This window comes from Gaiella sp., assembly GCF_035710885.1.
In the GTDB taxonomy this organism is placed as follows: domain Bacteria; phylum Actinomycetota; class Thermoleophilia; order Gaiellales; family Gaiellaceae; genus Gaiella.
In genome coordinates this window covers 1-16,672 of the sequence record NZ_DASTCS010000016.1, presented here as the reverse complement: position 1 = coordinate 16,672, position 16,672 = coordinate 1, and the positions used below count along the sequence as shown (strand labels likewise).

The 16,672-nt window shown below is 72.1% G+C and carries 17 protein-coding genes and 2 pseudogenes; 11 read left to right on the top strand and 8 right to left on the bottom strand.

Annotated elements, in window-relative coordinates; all coding sequences use genetic code 11:
- Positions 1-11: 11 nt before the first annotated feature.
- The 5 genes from VFO26_RS03265 to VFO26_RS03245 are packed head-to-tail and all read right to left on the bottom strand — an operon-like array spanning position 12 to position 4,144.
- Entirely contained in the window at positions 12-461 is a 450-nt protein-coding gene (locus tag VFO26_RS03265) for a hypothetical protein (protein ID WP_325113451.1), read from the bottom strand.
- 41 nt (positions 462-502) lie between these two features.
- Positions 503-1,774, bottom strand: coding sequence for a DUF58 domain-containing protein (locus tag VFO26_RS03260; protein ID WP_325113450.1), 1,272 nt, complete (start codon positions 1,772-1,774; stop codon positions 503-505).
- The gene (locus VFO26_RS03255; protein WP_325113449.1) at positions 1,771-2,727 is read right to left on the bottom strand and encodes a MoxR family ATPase; all 957 of its coding nucleotides are present in this window, start codon (positions 2,725-2,727) and stop codon (positions 1,771-1,773) included. Before VFO26_RS03255 ends, VFO26_RS03260 begins: the two co-directional genes overlap by 4 nt.
- Complete coding sequence (locus VFO26_RS03250; protein ID WP_325113448.1) at positions 2,718-3,236, bottom strand: hypothetical protein; 519 nt, start codon at positions 3,234-3,236, stop codon at positions 2,718-2,720. Before VFO26_RS03250 ends, VFO26_RS03255 begins: the two co-directional genes overlap by 10 nt.
- Positions 3,233-4,144, bottom strand: coding sequence for a DUF4129 domain-containing protein (locus VFO26_RS03245; protein ID WP_325113447.1), 912 nt, complete (start codon positions 4,142-4,144; stop codon positions 3,233-3,235). The genes VFO26_RS03250 and VFO26_RS03245 overlap by 4 nt, the downstream gene beginning before the upstream one ends.
- 5 nt (positions 4,145-4,149) lie before the next feature.
- Here VFO26_RS03245 and folP point away from each other — a divergent pair, with 5 nt between their 5' ends.
- Positions 4,150-4,983 carry a dihydropteroate synthase gene (folP, locus tag VFO26_RS03240; protein WP_325113446.1) on the top strand — a complete coding sequence of 278 codons (834 nt, stop codon included), beginning with the start codon at positions 4,150-4,152 and terminating at the stop codon, positions 4,981-4,983.
- Positions 4,980-5,336 carry a dihydroneopterin aldolase gene (gene folB, locus VFO26_RS03235; RefSeq protein ID WP_325113445.1) on the top strand — a complete coding sequence of 119 codons (357 nt, stop codon included), beginning with the start codon at positions 4,980-4,982 and terminating at the stop codon, positions 5,334-5,336. The genes folP and folB overlap by 4 nt, the downstream gene beginning before the upstream one ends.
- Here folB and VFO26_RS03230 read toward each other — a convergent pair.
- Positions 5,333-6,955 (bottom strand): S8 family peptidase, encoded by a 1,623-nt coding sequence (locus VFO26_RS03230; RefSeq protein WP_325113444.1) that lies wholly within the window; start codon positions 6,953-6,955, stop codon positions 5,333-5,335. The two genes, folB and VFO26_RS03230, sit on opposite strands and share 4 nt — an antisense overlap.
- Positions 6,956-7,028: 73 nt before the next feature.
- Between VFO26_RS03230 and folK the strand changes: the two genes are divergently transcribed.
- The 4 genes from folK to VFO26_RS03210 all read left to right on the top strand — a co-directional run bounded on the left by folK (position 7,029) and on the right by VFO26_RS03210 (position 9,376).
- Positions 7,029-7,496 carry a 2-amino-4-hydroxy-6-hydroxymethyldihydropteridine diphosphokinase gene (gene folK, locus VFO26_RS03225; protein WP_325113443.1) on the top strand — a complete coding sequence of 156 codons (468 nt, stop codon included), beginning with the start codon at positions 7,029-7,031 and terminating at the stop codon, positions 7,494-7,496.
- Between the two features lie 43 nt (positions 7,497-7,539).
- On the top strand, positions 7,540-7,911 hold the full coding sequence (locus VFO26_RS03220; RefSeq protein ID WP_325113442.1) for a DUF2469 family protein: 372 nt from the start codon (positions 7,540-7,542) through the stop codon (positions 7,909-7,911).
- Positions 7,912-7,997: 86 nt separating this feature from the next.
- Complete coding sequence (locus VFO26_RS03215; protein WP_325113441.1) at positions 7,998-8,750, top strand: type III pantothenate kinase; 753 nt, start codon at positions 7,998-8,000, stop codon at positions 8,748-8,750.
- Positions 8,747-9,376: a LysE family translocator gene (locus tag VFO26_RS03210; RefSeq protein WP_325113440.1), complete on the top strand. Its 630-nt coding sequence runs from the start codon at positions 8,747-8,749 to the stop codon at positions 9,374-9,376. The genes VFO26_RS03215 and VFO26_RS03210 overlap by 4 nt, the downstream gene beginning before the upstream one ends.
- 191 nt (positions 9,377-9,567) lie before the next feature.
- Here VFO26_RS03210 and VFO26_RS03205 read toward each other — a convergent pair whose 3' ends face one another.
- Positions 9,568-10,623 (bottom strand): tRNA dihydrouridine synthase, encoded by a 1,056-nt coding sequence (locus VFO26_RS03205; protein ID WP_325113439.1) that lies wholly within the window; start codon positions 10,621-10,623, stop codon positions 9,568-9,570.
- Positions 10,624-10,768: 145 nt separating this feature from the next.
- Between VFO26_RS03205 and greA the strand changes: the two genes are divergently transcribed.
- From greA to VFO26_RS03190, 3 genes are all read left to right on the top strand, one after another.
- Entirely contained in the window at positions 10,769-11,245 is a 477-nt protein-coding gene (gene greA / locus VFO26_RS03200) for a transcription elongation factor GreA (RefSeq protein ID WP_349259040.1), read from the top strand.
- A gap of 220 nt (positions 11,246-11,465) precedes the next feature.
- Positions 11,466-12,833, top strand: coding sequence for a lysine--tRNA ligase (gene lysS, locus VFO26_RS03195; RefSeq protein ID WP_325113437.1), 1,368 nt, complete (start codon positions 11,466-11,468; stop codon positions 12,831-12,833).
- Positions 12,834-12,876: 43 nt separating this feature from the next.
- The gene (locus tag VFO26_RS03190) at positions 12,877-13,641 is read left to right on the top strand and encodes a hypothetical protein (protein ID WP_325113436.1); all 765 of its coding nucleotides are present in this window, start codon (positions 12,877-12,879) and stop codon (positions 13,639-13,641) included.
- Positions 13,642-13,644: 3 nt separating this feature from the next.
- Here VFO26_RS03190 and VFO26_RS03185 read toward each other — a convergent pair whose 3' ends face one another.
- On the bottom strand, positions 13,645-14,646 hold the full coding sequence (locus tag VFO26_RS03185; RefSeq protein ID WP_325113435.1) for an NAD-dependent epimerase/dehydratase family protein: 1,002 nt from the start codon (positions 14,644-14,646) through the stop codon (positions 13,645-13,647).
- A gap of 191 nt (positions 14,647-14,837) precedes the next feature.
- Between VFO26_RS03185 and VFO26_RS17970 the strand changes: the two are divergent.
- Both VFO26_RS17970 and VFO26_RS03180 read left to right on the top strand, forming a co-directional pair.
- Positions 14,838-15,203, top strand: a pseudogene (locus VFO26_RS17970) (Clp protease N-terminal domain-containing protein); the annotation flags it as partial.
- A 126-nt stretch (positions 15,204-15,329) separates the two neighbouring features.
- A pseudogene (locus tag VFO26_RS03180) lies at positions 15,330-16,672 on the top strand (ATP-dependent Clp protease ATP-binding subunit); the annotation flags it as partial.

Below are 16,672 nucleotides of genomic sequence, written 5' to 3'. Positions count from 1 at the left end.
CAGGGCGCGCTTCAGGCCGCCGAACGCCTCACGAGCAGGAGCACCACCGCGAGCGCGGCGAGCGCGCCCACCGCCTCCACGGCGAGCCCCTCGACGCGAGCGATGTCGACCATCGCGACCAGTACCCAGGCGAGGCCCGCAGCTCCGGCGACGGCGGCCGCGATCCACATCGGCCGCCGCCATGCACCGCCGGGCTCGTCGGTCGTCGCGGAGGCGAGCTCGCGCGACCAGCCGGTCAGCTCCCCGACCGCCAGCAGCGCGGCCGCGACTCCCGCCGCGCGGCTGTCGAGCGGCGGCTCGTCGATTGCCAGGAGCACGGCGTACGCGGCCGCCGAGGCGGCGAGCGAGGGGCCGAGCGCGACCGGCCGGAACAGCGCGCCGGCGGCCGCGGCAGATCCTGCCAGGCCCAGGGCGAGCACCGGCGCGGTCGCGTCGTCGCTCGCCGCGACGGCGAGCCACACGGCCAGGCCGAGCGAAACCGCGACCGCGGCGGCTCCCGCGGCTAGCGACGCACCAGGCGGGCGTGACGCCGGTATGCCCTCACCCCCTCCAGCGCCTCCTCGACCGTGGTGTCGTCCTCGAGCGTGGCCACCGCCACGCCCAGCCGCTCGAAGCTCGCGCGGAGCTCCGCGCGCTGGAGCCGCCAGAGCCTGAGCGCGGCCCGGTCGGTGGGGTCTCGGCTTGGCTCGAGGTACGGCTCGGGCGAGATCTCCAGCACGACGAGATCGTGACCGCGCCCTCGCAGGTCGACGAGCGCGGCAATCGCTCGCTCGTCCAGCAGCGGGGTCACGGCGACCACCATGGCGCGAGGCGGCAGCGTGCGCGCGGGGATCACGTTGACGTCCTTCCACGCGTAGCTGAACTCGACCCCGGTCTCGAGGAGCGCATCGACCAGCCGGTACTGCTGCACGAGCCCGCCGCCGGGCTCGAGCCAGCGGAGGATCCCGCCGAAGGCGACGAGCCCCACGCGGTCGCGACGCTCGAGGAACCGGCTCGCGAGAGTCGCCGCGGTGCGGACCGCCTCCTCCAGCGTCCCTTCCCCGGACGCCCTGGCCTCCGCGAAGCTGTCGAGGAACACCACCACGTCGGCATTGCGCTCGGGGTGGCGCTCGTTGACGACGAGCGAACCGCGCCGTGCGGTCGCACGCCAGTTGATGGAGCGGACGCGGTCGCCGGCGACGAACGGGCGGGTGTCCGCGAACTCGAGCCCTTCCGCGCGGATCGGAGCGACCTCGGACCCCGTCGCGGCCTGCGTATGGGCCGGGCTGACGAGCCTGCGCAGGCGCTCCGGGGTCGGGTAGATCCGCAGCGGCCGGCGGCGGTCGAGGCGCCCCTCGAAGCGGACGAGACCGATCCGGTCGCGTGCACGGAGCCAGACGTCCCCGAGCTCCACCGACGACCAGCGGCTGCAGCGGAGGCGGAGCGGCAGCTCGCGCTCCTCGTCCTCCGCGAGGCGGATGGCGACGGGGTTGCTGCCCTCGGCGAGCTCGACACCTTCCGGCAGCGCCAGACCCACCTCGAGCCGGTCGACCGCAGCGGTCGTGCGCACCGTCACGACCGCGTCGACGTAGTCGCCCTCGAGGGCGCGCTCGCGGTCGACGTCGAGCCAGGCCCGGAGTCGCGGCACGGGCGCCTGGAGTCCGAGGGCGACGAGCAGAGCGAACGGTGCGGCGACCGCTGCGAGCTCCGAGCGCCGGAGGGCCAGCGCGGCCACGAGCCCGGCCGCGGCAAGGGCCGCGTAGGCGCCCAGCCGCGCGTCGGCCGAGCGCGTCACAGCCGTTCGGTCGCCGGCGTCCGGACCTCGTCGAGGAGCTCGCGCACGACGTCCTCGCCGCTCCGTCTCTGTACCCAGAGCTCCGGGCGGAGCACGAGTCGGTGGGCAAGGGCCGGGACCGCGACGCTCTTCACGTCGTCCGGGGTCACGAAGTCCCGGCCCGCGAGCGCCGCACGGCAGCGCGACAGCTTCACGAGCGCGAGCGATCCGCGCGGGCTGGACCCCACGGACACGCTCGGGCTCTCGCGCGTGGCGGAGACGATGTCGACCACGTAGCGGCCGACGCTCTCGTCGACGTGCACCTCCTCGATCGCGCGCTGCATCGCCAGCAGGATCGGGCGATCCACCACCTGATCGAGCTGCACCTCGTCGGACCCGCGTCCGAGCCGGCGCTCGAGCATCTCCCACTCGTCGTCCGTCGACGGGTAGCCGAACCCGGTGCGCAGCACGAAGCGGTCGAGCTGGGCCTCGGGGAGGGGATACGTGCCCTCGTACTCGATCGGGTTCTGCGTCGCGAGGACCAGGAACGGCGGCTCGAGCACGTGCGTCTCGCCGTCGATCGAGACCTGGTGCTCCTGCATGGCCTCGAGCAGCGCGGCCTGCGTCTTCGGCGGCGCGCGGTTGATCTCGTCGGCGAGGAGGATGTTCGTGAACACTGGCCCCGCCCTGAACTCGAACGCTGCGTCGCGCTGGTTCCAGACGGACGAGCCCGTGACGTCGGACGGCAGCAGGTCGGGCGTGAACTGGACACGGGCGAAGCGGAGCCCCGTGACCGTGGCGAACGACCGTGCGGTGAGCGTCTTGGCGAGACCGGGGACGTCCTCGAGGAGCACGTGGCCGTCGGCGAGGATCCCCGCCAGGACGAGCTCCAGCCGGTCGCGCTTTCCGACGACGGCGCGCTCGACCTCGTCGAGCACTGCGCTCGCGTGCTCGGCGAGCTTGCTCAGCTCCACTCGGGCCGTTCCAGGTCGTCGACGACGCGCTCGATCTCGGCGAGCGGCAGCCCCGGCGCGGCACGGTCGTCCGGCGCGGGCCGTCCGGGGCGCACGAGCTCCCAGACGGACGGCCCGAGCAGCTCGCGCGCACGGTCGGGGCGTCGTTCCAGGTCGACTCCGCGGCGAAGCAGCTTGCCCGCGGCGATCGCCCTGACGATCGGCCGCAGGCGGAAATGGACGTCGAACGCCGTGCCCGTGGCGAGCGTGACCTCGCGCTCGACGCGCTCGAGGGTCGCGGGACGGGCCCGGGTCGGCGGCACTGCGGCGAACGCCGCGTCGAACGCCGACGCCCGCCGCGGCACACTCCGCCTGAGGCGCTCGAGCGCCGTGCCGAGGACGAGCGCGAGCACGACGACGAGCCAGACGTGCGCGATCATGGCGGCCCGTTCGGGGACGGCGATCAGGAACACGCCTGCCCAGAAGGTGGCGGCGACGGCGACCGCGATCGTCCTGTCGACGCGGGTCATGCGGCTACCACGGCGCGCTCGGCCTCCCTCGCGGCCGCGGCGGCGGCGAGCTCCCGCTGGACCTCCTCGAGCGTGTCGATCGCCTCTTCCTTCATCTCGGGGCGCACATCGTGCCCCGAGAAGCGAGCCCACGCGAACAGCGCCGTGAGCCGCCCGGCCGAGCGTCGGGACAGCGCGACCTCGGCCACGATGCGCTCGAGGTACTCGTGCGGCGCCTCGGCCGGGCGGCGTGGAAGCCCCGACGCGGCGAGGGCGCGCTCCATCCGCGCATACGCTCCGATCACTGCGCGGCGGGGATCGCGCTCCGCACGCAGGTCGTCGAGCGTCGTCGCCAGCACGTCTGCGAGCGCCTCCTCGGGGGTCGCCGTGAACGCCTCTCGCGCCGACCGACGGCCGCGCGCGGAGAGCCACCAGGCACCGAGGGCTAGGAGCGCGAGCGCCGTCGCGCCCACGACGGGCCAGACCGCGAACTCCGGCTCGTAGCCGGCAGACGGCCCGCCCGCGGCGTTCGCCTCGGAGCCGCCCGCGGCGCCGGGCCGCGTGATCCGCGGCCCGTCGCTTCCGGTGAACGCGCGCACGAAGAGGGCGAGCGCCCCCATCGCGACGACGAACGTGATCACGGACTGGGTCGGGCTCCGGCGCTTCCTCGGTGCTCCGTCGGTCCCGTACCGCCCGAAGAACGAGAGCATCACGACCACGAGGACCGCGCAGACGCCCATCGCGAGGACGGCGAGGCTGAGGGCGGCGTCGACGAGGCCCTCGGACGGGCGGCGGGCGCGGATGCCCCCGCTCGGCGCCGAGCCGCTGGACGAGACTGCGACGACGCCCACCAGCGCCACCACCGCGGCCCCGACGACGAGTGAGCGCCGCCCGGACGACTCGCCCCGCCGCGGCGCGTTAGCGTCCATGTCCGATGAGACGAGAGGCACCGACAGAACGTTGGCCGCGCCCCACGGTGGTCGGGGTCCTGAACGTCACCCCGGACAGCTTCTCCGACGGCGGCTCGTATGGATCCACCGTGGACGCGACGGATGCAGCACGGCGGATGCTCGCCGATGGAGCCGAGCTCGTGGACGTCGGCGGGGAGTCGACCCGGCCGGGTGCGGACCCGGTCTCCGAGGAGGAGGAGCTCCGCCGCGTGATCCCCGTGCTGGAGGCGCTCGCCGGCTGCCCGCTCTCGATCGACACGTCGCGCGCCGAGGTCGCCCGTCGTGCCGTCGCCCTGGGCGCCGTCCTCGTGAACGACATCAGTGCGCTGCGCCGAGAGCCCGAGCTGGCCGGCGTCGTGGCGGAGGCGAGCGCCGATCTCTGTCTGATGCACATGCAGGGGGAGCCTCGCACGATGCAGGTCGCTCCGCACTACGACGACGTCGTCTCCGAGGTCGCCTCCTTCCTCGAGGAGCGCCTCGCCTTCGCCGTCGGCGCGGGAGTCGCGGAGGAGCGCGTCTGCCTGGACCCCGGAATCGGGTTCGGGAAGACCCCCGAGCAGAACCTGGAGCTCGTCAGGCGCCTCGATCGCATCGTCTCGATCGGCCGACCGGTGCTCGTCGGGCTCTCCCGGAAGTCGACGCTCGCCCGGGTCGTCGACGGCCCCCGGGCGAAGGTCGGCACCGACGCGGCATCGGTCGGAGCCGCGGTCGCCGCCTTCGACCGCGGAGCGACGCTCTTTCGCGTGCACGACGTCCGCTCGCACGTCGAGGCGCTCGCCGTTGCCGCGGCGATCGAGCGGGGTACGGTCCGGGTGTGACGATCGAGCTGCAGGGCATCGAGCTGCACGCCTTCCACGGCGTCCTGGACGAAGAGCGTCGCGAGGGGCAGCGGTTCCTCGTCGACCTCGAGCTCGAGCCGGTCGACACGACCGCCGCCTCGACCGACCGGATCGAGGACGCCGTCGACTACCGCGACGTCGTCGCGGCGGTCGTGGAGGTCTCGGACGGGCACGCGTACAACCTGCTCGAGGCGCTCGCCACCGCCCTCGCCGACGGGCTGGTCGACCGGTTCCCGCTCCGGCGCGCGCGCGTCCGCGTGCGGAAGCCCGACGTGGTCCTGCCGCGCCCGGTCGAGCATGCGGCCGTCGTCGTCGAGCGGCGGGTCGGCTAACGCGCCCTGGGGACCGTGCTCGTGAGGGCGAGCCGGTAGGTCGCATCCAGCGTCCCGGCCGGCAGCTTGACGACGACAAAGGCCCAGCGTCCCCGCGGGCCGTTCTGGAACCGGAGCCGCTCGGTCGTGCCGCGGGCCGCGGCGCTGGCGAGGCGACCGGCAGTCGCCAGGCGCCCCACGGCGCTCGGCGCGGTGGCGTTGTACAGCGCCAGGTCGCCGTCCGTGGTGGAGGTGAGGGTGGCGGTCACGCGGCCACGGGCCGGAAGCCAGACGCGATGGACGTCGCGGGGGTCCTCGGAGGCATCGACCCTCCCGCCGATCCGAGCCGAGCGCCTCGAGGGAGTCGTCAGGGCCGGAGCCTTCGAGACGTACCTGTCGCCGTTCGGATTCACCTCGTCGATGTCGTCGTTCGGCTCGAAGGGGTCGCGGACGGGAGCCGGCAGCGCGAGCGCCGCGGCGACGTTCAGCATCCCGAACCCCGAGGCGGGGTCGCGCCCCGGAGGACCGATGTCGCGCGCGGACCGCCGCAACACCTCGGCGACCTGCCCCGCCGTGAGCTCCGGCCGGGCGGTCCAGAGCCACGCCGCCGCTCCTGCGACGAGCGGGGACGAGAAGCTGGTCCCGGAGGTCGGACGCCAGTTCCTGCCGAGCGCGCTCGCGACGAGGATGCCGTTTCCCGGTGCGGCCAGGTCGACGTACGGGGACCGGCTCGAGAAGGCCGAGACGGCGCCGGACCTGTCGGTCGCCGCCACGGTGGTCACGTGCGGGAACGCGGCCGGGTAGCCGAGCGGGCTGCCACGGTCGCCGTCGTTCCCGGAAGCAGCGACCACGAGCGAGCCCGTCGCCACCGCTTCGCTGACCGCGAGCTCGATCGCGAGGTCGCGCGAATCGGAGCCGAGGCTGAGATTGATCACGCTGCGCCCGGCCCGCGCCGCGGCCATGATCCCGCCGGCGATCTCGCTCGACTCGAGGCGCGTTCCGTCACCCTTCGCCGCGTCCCACGAGCGCAGGATCGCGCGCGGGTAGATCCCGACGACCCCGACCCCGTTCAGCGGCGCGGCGATCAGCGACGCCACCGAGGTGCCGTGCTCGCCGCCGATCCCGGGCGGCTCCTGCTCGTTCAGCGGAACCGTGTCCGCACGGCCCGCGAACTCCGGGTGGGAGAAGTCGACCCCCGAGTCGACGATGGTCACCGGGACGCCGGGGCCCGGCGGCGTGAGGCCGTCGATGCCGATCTGCGCTCGCCACCACTCGTCCCCCTGGAGCGGATCGGGCGTCTCGGTGACAGCCGCCACGTCGTACGTCTGCTCCTTCTGCGCGAAGACGAGAGACCCGCGCGCCCGGAGGCCCGGCACGAGCGCTTCGGCCGCCTCGGGCTCCAGGCGCCAGAGCCGCAGCGGTCCGTCCACCTCGTGCGCTCCTGCGCGTACGAGCCCCGCCGCCTCGCTGCACGCCGCGTCGGCGGCCAGCCGGACCAGTGTCGCCGGCGGTTCTGCAAGCGGCAACGCAGCGGCCGCGGGGACGCCGACGAGGGCGAGCCCGGAGAGCGACAGCACTGCGAGGAGACGGGTCGGGGCAATCACGGGAAGGGGGTGACGGAGATCCTCTCGAAGGCGCATGAGCACATGATGTGATCGCGGTTAAGCCGGGGTTATGCGCCGCCGGCAGGTTTGGACGGCTACGGTCCGCATTGTGCTTGCCTACGTCGGGCTCGGGGCGAACCTCGGTGACCGCGGGGGCTCGATCCGACGCGCGGTGAAGCTCCTCGGAGCGGCGGACGGCGTGGAGGTCCTCTCGCTCTCGACGCTGCGCGAGACCGAGCCGTGGGGCCCGGTCGAGCAGCCGCCGTACCTCAACGGTGCGGTCGAGCTCGAGACGGCGCTCGGGCCGCGGGCGCTCCTCGAGCTCCTCCTCGACGTCGAGCGGCGTCTGGGCCGGGTCAGGACGGAGCGATGGGGGCCGCGGACGATCGACCTCGATCTGCTGCTCCACGGGGACGGGGTGGTCGAAGAGCCCGGCCTCACGCTCCCGCACCCGCGCCTCCACGAGCGCCGCTTCGCGCTGGAGCCGCTCGCAGAGCTCGCACCCGACGCCGTGGTCCCGGGCCGCGGGACGGTCTCGGCGCTCCTCGCCGCCCTCGACGAAGACGAGCGCCGGTGACTGGGCCCGATACACCCTTCCCCCGACCCCTACACTTGACGGCATGAGCCACCTGGACGAGCTCGACGAGTTCGAGGCGGAGCTCGAGCTGCAGCTCAAGCGTGAGTACACCGCCGTCTTCCCGCTCTTCCGCTACTGCGTCCTCACCCAGGACGCCACGTACCTCTGCAACAAGCTCGATCTCAAGGTCGTCCCGCAGGCGAGCTATCCGTTCTTCCACGCCCAGATGGAGGACGTCTGGGTGTGGGACAAGAACCGGCCGACGCGGATCATCCCGCGCGCGGAGGTCTACACGTCGGGGGACGTGACGGTGGAGGAGCTTCGCGGGGAGGGCGACGAGCCTCGCCTCACGGCAGAGGCGCTCGCCGAGCGGCTGGGCGACCTCCGCCGCCCGGACGACGACGACGCTTTCTGAGTCCGCTCGCGAGGCGGGATTCCGCCGCGCGCCATCCCGCCGCTTGATCCCCGCCTGCGGCGGAAGGCACCCGATACGCTCGCCTCATGCTCCTGACGGTCGACGTCGGCAACACCCAGACCGTCCTCGGCCTCTACGACGACAGCCGGCTCTCGGAGCACTGGCGGCTCGCGACGGACAGGACGCGGACGGGCGACGAGCTCGGCGTCCTCCTCGCAGGGCTGCTCGACCCCGACGCGGTCGACGGCATCTGCCTCTCGACGACCGTGCCGACCCTCGTCCGCGAGTGGGAGCGCCTGGCCGAGCGCTGGGCACACGCGGCGCTCCTGGTCGTCGGGCCCGGTGTGAAGACGGGGATCCCGATCCGCTACGACGACCCGCGCGAGGTCGGCCCTGACCGGATCGTCAACGCCGTGGCCGCGCGGGCGAGGTACGGTGCCCCGTCGATCGTGGTCGACTTCGGCACGTCGACGAACTTCGACGTCGTCTCGCCGGAGGGCGAGTACGTCGGAGGAGTGCTCGCGCCGGGGATCGAGGTCTCGATGGAGGCGCTGTTCGCACGGGCAGCACGGCTCGTCGACGTCGACTTCGTCGAGCCGCCGAGCGTGATCGGGAAGACGACCGTCGGGGGCCTCCAGAGCGGCCTCGTCTACGGGTTCGCGGGACAGGTCGACGGGATCGTCGCGCGGATCCGCGAGGAGCTCGGCGCTCCCGAGGCGCCGGTCGTCGCGACGGGCGGCCTCGCGGAGCTCGTCGCGCCGCACAGCGCCGCGATCGAGCGCGTCGACCCATTCCTCACGCTCGAGGGGCTCCGGCTCGTCTGGGAGCTCAACCGATGATGCTCGACCCCGGCACGCTCGCGGTGTTCGCGCTCGCATCGCTGCTGCTCGCCGTCGTGCCGGGCCCCGCGGTGCTCTACATCGTCGCGCAGAGCATCCACGGCGGACGCCGCGCCGGTGTGGTGTCGGCTTTCGGCGTCGCGAGCGGGGGCCTGTTCCACGTGCTCGCCGCGGTCGTGGGGCTGTCGGCCGTCCTGACGGCGTCGGCGGAGGCGTTCACGGTCGTGAAGATCCTCGGGGCCGCGTACCTCGTCTGGCTCGGGATCCGCACGCTCCTCCAGGCGAACGAGCGCATCGGGGGGCGCGCCGCCGAGCCCAGCCTCGCGAGCACGTACCGCCGGGGAGTCGTCGTGAACGTGCTGAACCCGAAGACGGCGCTCTTCTTCCTCGCGTTCCTGCCGCAGTTCGTCGATCCCCACGAGTCGACCCGCGCGCAGCTCGCGCTGCTCGGCGCGGTGTTCGTCGTGATCGCGCTCGCGAGCGATCTCGTCTGGGCACTCGTCGCCGGAACGGCCGGCGCGGTGCTGCGGAGGAGCCGGACCTTCCTGCGGATCCAGCGCTACGTCTCGGGGACGATCTTCGTCGGCCTCGGCGCGCTGGCGGCAACGGCGGGCCGCTCGCACTAGAGCAATGGGCTTTGCGTGCGTCGTGCCCGGTGACCCACGCAGACGGGAAAGCGCGCCGAGACGGACGCCCGAGCGGTGACCGCCGAGGCCGGAGGCCGGCTTCGCCGGCCGGGAGGCCAGGCCCGCTTCGCGATGTCGCGGTGGAGAAGGAGGGGGGCGCGTGGGGGAACCATGGGTTCCCCCACGGAATCTCAGCCTCCGCCGTAGATGGAGATCGGGAGCTCGAGGGTCACCTCGTCGCCGCTCGGGACCTCTGCCTCGAGCCGCTCGACCAGCTCGATCGCGCCGGGCGCAGCGGCGAACAGCCGCCGCTCGACCTCCTCGGTCGAGTCGAGGACGACGAGCTCCTGCTTGAACGGGCGCGGGAAGCGACCGTGGCCGAGATACCAGCCGTAGAACTTCTTCAGGAACCCGCTCGCCCTGCGCTCGCCGAGCTCCCGCACGGTCTCGCGGACGAAGAGGACGAGCTCCGCGACGACCTCCTCGCGCGTCGGCTCCCGCCCGGCGCCGTCGACGATCTCCTCGAGTACCCACGGGTTGCCCTGCGCGGCGCGGCCCACCATCACGGCGGCGGCGCCCGTCGTCGCTAGCACCGTCTGGGCCCTGGCGCGGGAGACGATGTCGCCCGAGGCGACCACGGGAACGTCGACGAGCGACACCAGCTCTGCCGTGAGCGCGTGGTCGGCCGTGCCCGTGTACATCTGCTGGGCCGAGCGCGGGTGCAGCGTCAGCGAGGCGGCACCCGCCTCCACCAGCCGCGGGCCGACGACGAGGCAGTCTCGCGACCCGCTCCGAAGCCCTCGGCGCAGCTTCACGCTGATCGGGATGTCGATCGCACCGGCGATCGCGGAGACGATCCTCGCCGCCCGATGCGGGTCGTCCAGCAGCGTCGCGCCCGCGCCGGTCTTCGTCACCTTCCTGACGGGGCAGCCGAAGTTCAGGTCGACGAGGTCGGCTCCGGCCGCTTCGACCATGCGGGCCGCCTCGGCCATCGTCCCCGGTTCGGAGCCGAACAGCTGGATCGCCAGCGGGTGCTCGTCGGAGGCGACGCGCAGGTACCCGAGCGTGCGTTCGTTGCGATGCTCGATCCCGGCGCAGCTGACCATCTCCGAGCACACCAGGCCTGCGCCGAAGCGCCTACCCTGGCGCCGAAAGGCCTGCACGCTGACGCCCGCCATCGGCGCGAGGACGAGCCGCGTCGGGATCTCGACCGGCCCGATCGACCATGATTCGCGGAGGTCGATCACGAGGCGAATGGTAGTTGCGCGCCCGGTCCCGGCCCTCTGGCCCCGGGGGGTTGCCAGGGACGTGCCCCGCCGCTACCATGCGCGTCCGCTTGGCGCGCATCGCGCCTCGTTCTCGTTTCTGGCGACCACACCCGGAGGTCTCTCCCTGAAGGACGTGATCCTCACCGCGGAGGGGTACGACACCCTCAAGCAGGAGCTCGACACCCTGCGCACCGAGCGTCGGCGCGAGATCGCCGAGCGCATCCGCACCGCGCGCGAGTTCGGGGACATCGCCGAGAACGCCGAGTACGACGACGCGAAGAACGAGCAGGCGATGCTCGAGCACAAGATCGCCCAGCTGGAGGAGCGGCTCGCGCACGCCCGCGTGATCGACACCGCCGAGGTCGACACGAGCGTCGTCTCGATCGGCTCGGTCGTCCGGCTGCGCGACGTCGACGCGAAGGAGACCCTCGAGTACCACATCGTCGGCTCCGCCGAGGCGAACCCGGCCGAGCGGAAGCTGTCGAACGAGTCGCCCGTCGGGAAGGCGATCATGGGCCACAAGAAGGGCGAGACCGTCGAGGTGACGACCCCGCGCGGCTCGGTCGTGAAGTTCAAGATCATGGAGATCAAGGCCGCCTGACGACCACCGGGCGGCGGGCTCCCGCAGGGCGGAGCCCGGCTCCGCCCGCCTCGCGCCCCTGAGCGCACCCGGCTCTCCGGGTCTGTGCTCCAGCACTATCCCCTCCGGCCAGGCACGCTCAGGGACGCGCCGGAGGCCGTCAGGCGGCGCGTCGAGGGCTCCCGCGATGCTCGCGCCGCTGGCGCGGTTCGCGTGACCACCGAGGACGTACGATCCGCCGGTGGCCGAGCAGCCTCCGCCGAAGCGCTTCCCCGACCGGGACGAGGTCGCGGCGGTTCGGGCCGAGGCCGAGCCGCTCGAGCCCGGGGGCGAGCTCGGATCGACCCGGCGGCTCGCCGGGCGCGCGATGGCGCGGCGGGGGATGGGCAAGCTCGTGTTCCTCGACCTCGTCGACCGCTCGGGGCGCATCCAGGTGATCTGCGACGTCGCAGTCACGGGCGAGATCGACATCCACCTCGGTGACGTGATCGGCGTCGCCGGACGTCCGGCGAAATCGAGGCGCGGGGAGCCCTCCGTGCTCGCCGAGAGCGTCGAGATCCTCGCGCGGAACACCCAGCCGCTGCCGGACACCTTCCACGGCCTCACGGACGTCGAGCTGCGCTATCGCAGGAGGTACCTCGACCTGCTGATGAACGAGGAGTCGCGCGAGACGTTCATCACCCGGGCGAAGGTCGTCACGGCGATCCGGCGCGCGCTCGACGAGTGGGGCTTCGTCGAGGTCGAGACGCCGATCCTGCAGCCGCGGTACGGCGGTGCCTTCGCACGGCCGTTCACGACCCACCACAACGAGCTCGACGCGGACCTCTACCTGCGCATCGCGACCGAGCTCTACCTCAAGCGGCTGATCGTGGGCGGTCTCGAGCGCGTGTACGAGATCGGCAAGGACTTTCGCAACGAGGGCGTCTCGTTCAAACACAACCCGGAGTTCACGATGCTCGAGTGGTACGAGGCGTACGCCGACTACGGGGACACGATGGCCCGGATCGAGCAGCTCCTCGAGCGCGTCGCCCTCGAGGTGCTCGGCACGACCGCGGTGACGTTCCGCGGCCACGAGATCGACCTCGCCGGCCCCTGGGAACGGGTGCGGTTCGTCGAGGCGCTCGAGCGTCACGAGCTCTGGACCCGCGACGCCGACGAGCTGCGCGCGCAGCTGACCGAGCGCGGGGTCGACACCGACGCCGACAAGGACTGGACGCAGCTGGTCGACCACGCCTTCTCCCACTACGTGGAGCCCGCGCTGATCCAGCCGACGATCGTGCACGACTACCCCGTCGAGCTGTCACCGTTCGCCCGTCCGACCGACGACGACCCGAGCCTCACGGAGCGGTTCGAGTACTTCGCCGGCGGGATGGAGCTCGGGAACGCGTTCACGGAGATCAACGAGGCCGCGATGCAGCAGGCGCGCTTCGACCAGCAGTCCGAGCAGGTGGAGGGGGAGCGCGGTGACGCGGACTACGTCGAGGCGCTCTCGTACGGCATGCCGCCGACAGGCGGCCTGGGACTCGGGATCGACCGCTTCGTGATGCTCCTGGCGGGCAAGGAGTCGATCAGGGACGTGGTCCTCTTCCCGGCGCTGCGCAACATGTAGGCCACCCCTTGCGACATCCCCGCCTCTCCCTAGGATGCGAGGGATGCTCCGTCTCGTCGCCCTGCTCGTCGCCGCCCTCGTGGTCCCCGTGTCCGCGCAGGCCGCGACGAACCCGGTTGTGGCGGCTGCGAAGCGCACGGCGACGGTCAAGAGCTCGAAGCTGCAACTGAACGTCAAGACGACGATCCCCGGCAGGGCGACGATGACGCTGACGGGAGACGGCGCGCACAGCGGCACGAGCGTCGAGCTGACGATGCGCACGCGGGCGGTCGGGGCGCCGGTGACCATCGACGCGATCATGCTGAACGAGAGAGGCGCGTCCGTGATGTACATGCGCTCGCCCTCGTTCCAGCAGCAGCTCCCTTCGGGCAAGTCGTGGCTGCGCGTCGACCTCTCCAAGCAGGCGGCCAGCCTCGCCCTCGATTTCTCCTCTCTGCTCAACACGTCGAGCTTCGCACCGCTCGAGAAGGGGCTCGTCTCGACGACGCGCCTCGGGCGCGAGACGGTCGCGGGCGCGTCGACGACGCATTACCGCGCGGTCATCGACATCAGGCGCGCCGCCAGGGCCGTGCCTGCCTACGGGAAGCAGGTCGCCGCGCTGGAGAAGGCGACCGGGGTCCGGCTCACGAAGAGCTCGTGGAACGTCTGGATCGGCGGCGACGGGCGGATCCGCCGGATGCGGTTCTCGACCCCGGCGGTCGCCGGAGGCGCCCGCGGCACGACCGTGCAGTCCATCACGTTCCTCGCCTACGACGTGCCGGTCTCGATCAGCGCGCCGCCGCGGGCGCAGGTCTTCATGACGCCGTAGGTCTCAGGGCGTGGCTGCTCGACCCGCGCCGGCGTGGGCCGCGCGCTCGTGGTCGATCACGTCGCCGAGGATGTCGTCCAGCGACCGGGTCGGGGCCCAGCCGATCGCGGCCTCGATCTTCTCGATCGCGGGGACGCGGTGAAGCATGTCGTCGATCCCGGTTCCGTACACCTGGTCGTAGGGAACCTGCACGAGCTCCGAGCTCGAGCCCGTCAGCTCGAGCACGCGCGCCGCGAGCTCGGAGACCGAGATCCAGTTCCGCGAGCCGACGTTGTAGATCTGGCCGGTCGTCGCGTCCGATTCCATCAGTCCCTTGAGCGCGCGGATCGTGTCCTGGACATGGCAGAACGTGCGGGTCTGCGTGCCGTCGCCGTGGATCTCGAGCGGCCTCCCTGCAACGGCTGACTGGACGAAGCGGGCCACGACCATCCCGTACTGGCCGCTCTGACGCGGCCCGACGGTGTTGAACAGTCGGGGTACGACGAAGTCCAGCCCACGCTCCTGCCTGTACGCGAGCGCGAGGTACTCGTCCATCGCCTTCGAGTCGGCGTACAGCCAGCGCTTCTGCGTGGTCGGGCCGTACACGCGGCGGGCGTCCTCGTGCAGGGGCTCTGCGCTCCTGTGGTCGCCGTAGACCTCGGAAGTGGACGCGACGAGTACCCGACGGCCGAACCGGGCGCAGTGGTCGAGCACGATCTCGGAGCCCTCGAGGTTCGTGACGATCGTGTGGACCGGCTGCTCCACGATGAGGCGCGGCCCCACGGCCGCCGCGAGGTGATAGACGACGTCGACCTTGTTGACGAGCTCGTTGACGACCGTCCGGGAGAGCATCGTGTCCACGACGAGGTGGAACTCGGGGCGGTCGCGGAGGTGGGCGACGTTGTCCAGAGACCCCGTGGAGAGGTCGTCGAGCACCCATACCTCGTCGCCGTCGTCGAGGAGGAGCTCGCACAGGTGCGAGCCGATGAAGCCGGCGCCGCCGGTGACCAGGACCTTGGCCGCCACGAGCGCGGAGCCTACAGCCGCGCCCAGACGGGCGGGCGGCACCACGCTCACCGGTCCGAGAGAATCTGCGACCGTTCCCCGGGGCGGGGGTCGGCGACCTCGCAGGCGTCGGGTACGATCAGTAGGCCTTCGACCCGGAGCCGGCGGCACCGCAGACTCCGGATCACGCGGAAAGGAGGGTCGAGGGAGCCGTGTTCGAGCGATTCACTGAACGGGCAAGGCAGGTTGTCGTCCTCGCGCAGGACGAGGCTCGCGCTCTCAAGCACAACTACATCGGCACGGAGCACATCCTGCTCGGCCTGCTGCGTGAGGAGGAGGGCCTCGCCGCGCGCGTGCTCGAGCAGCTCGACATCACGGTGGAAGAGGTGCGCGCCCAGGTCGCTCGCATCGTCGGCCAGGGCGACGAGGTCACGACCGGCCAGATCCCGTTCACGCCGCGCGCGAAGAAGGTGCTCGAGCTCGCGCTGCGCGAAGCGCTCTCGCTGGGTCACAACTACATCGGCACCGAGCACATCCTCCTCGGCCTCGTGCGCGAGAACGAGGGCGTCGCCGCGCGCATCCTGCTCGACTTCGACGCGGACGCCGAGAAGATCCGCAACGAGATCATCCGCATGCTCTCCGGCCCGGGCCGCCGCCAGTCGGGGCAGGGCGGAGGTGCGCCGCAGGGCGAGAAGGCCAAGAACTCGAAGCTCCTCGACCAGTTCGGCCGCAACCTCACCAAGCAGGCGACCGAGGGCAAGCTCGACCCCGTGGTCGGCCGCCAGACCGAGATCGAGCGTGTGATGCAGATCCTCTCGCGCCGCCAGAAGAACAACCCCGTGTTGATCGGGGAGCCGGGCGTCGGCAAGACCGCGGTCGTCGAGGGACTGGCCGCGCGGATCGCCGCGAACCAGGTCCCGGAGCTCCTGAAGAACAAGCAGATCTACACCCTCGACCTGGCCGCGCTGGTGGCCGGCTCGAAGTACCGCGGCGAGTTCGAGGAGCGCCTGAAGAAGGTGATGAAGGAGATCACCCAGCGCGGCGACATCATCCTGTTCATCGACGAGCTCCACAATCTCGTCGGTGCGGGCGCGGCCGAAGGCGCGATCGACGCGGCCTCGATCCTCAAGCCGGCCCTCGCGCGCGGCGAGCTGCAGACGATCGGCGCCACGACCCTCGACGAGTACCGCAAGTACCTCGAGCGCGACGCCGCCCTCGAGCGGCGCTTCCAGCAGGTGCGCGTCGAAGAGCCGACGATCGACGAGACCGTCCAGATCCTCCGCGGCCTGCGCGACCGCTACGAGGCGCACCACCGCGTGAAGATCACCGACCAGGCGCTGCACGCCTCCGCGGTGCTCGCCGACCGGTACATCCAGGACCGGCACCTCCCCGACAAGGCGATCGACCTGATCGACGAGGCAGGCTCGCGCGTCCGCATCCGCACGATGTCCGCGCCGCCGCGCTATCGCGAGCTCGAGGAGGAGATCGAGACCGTCCGCGCCGACAAGGAAGCGGCGATCGAGGCGCAGGAGTTCGAGAAGGCCGCCTCGCTCCGCGACAAGGAGCGCAAGCTCTCGCAGAAGAAGAAGGAGCTCGAGGAGCGCTGGCGCAACGAGGCGGACGAGGAGCAGCCGGAGATCGGCGAGGACGAGATCGCCGACATCGTCTCGATGTGGACGGGGATCCCGGTCTTCAAGCTCACCGAGGCCGAGTCGCAGAAGCTCGTCCGCATGGAGGAGGAGCTCCACAAGCGCGTCATCGGCCAGGAGGCGGCGATCGTGGCCGTCTCGAAGGCGATCCGCCGCGCGCGCGCGGGGATCAAGGACCCGAAGCGCCCGACCGGGTCGTTCATCTTCCTCGGCCCCTCGGGCGTCGGGAAGACCGAGCTCGCGCGAACGCTCGCCGAGTTCCTGTTCGGCGACGAGGACGCGATGATCCAGGTCGACATGTCGGAGTACATGGAGAAGCACTCCGTGTCCCGGCTCGTCGGCTCGCCTCCCGGCTACGTCGGCTACGACGAGGGCGGCCAGCTCACCGAGGCCGTCCG

What these genes read in the sequence shown, in the direction of transcription:
- VFO26_RS03245 (WP_325113447.1), bottom strand. Translation starts at nt 4,144, where the DNA reads ATGGACGCTAACGCGCCGCGGCGGGGCGAGTCGTCCGGGCGGCGCTCA.
- VFO26_RS03210 (WP_325113440.1), top strand. Translation starts at nt 8,747, where the DNA reads ATGATGCTCGACCCCGGCACGCTCGCGGTGTTCGCGCTCGCATCGCTG.
- VFO26_RS03215 (WP_325113441.1), top strand. Translation starts at nt 7,998, where the DNA reads ATGCTCCTGACGGTCGACGTCGGCAACACCCAGACCGTCCTCGGCCTC.
- VFO26_RS03250 (WP_325113448.1), bottom strand. Translation starts at nt 3,236, where the DNA reads ATGACCCGCGTCGACAGGACGATCGCGGTCGCCGTCGCCGCCACCTTC.
- VFO26_RS03220 (WP_325113442.1), top strand. Translation starts at nt 7,540, where the DNA reads ATGAGCCACCTGGACGAGCTCGACGAGTTCGAGGCGGAGCTCGAGCTG.
- VFO26_RS03230 (WP_325113444.1), bottom strand. Translation starts at nt 6,955, where the DNA reads ATGCGCCTTCGAGAGGATCTCCGTCACCCCCTTCCCGTGATTGCCCCG.
- VFO26_RS03190 (WP_325113436.1), top strand. Translation starts at nt 12,877, where the DNA reads ATGCTCCGTCTCGTCGCCCTGCTCGTCGCCGCCCTCGTGGTCCCCGTG.
- folP (WP_325113446.1), top strand. Translation starts at nt 4,150, where the DNA reads ATGAGACGAGAGGCACCGACAGAACGTTGGCCGCGCCCCACGGTGGTC.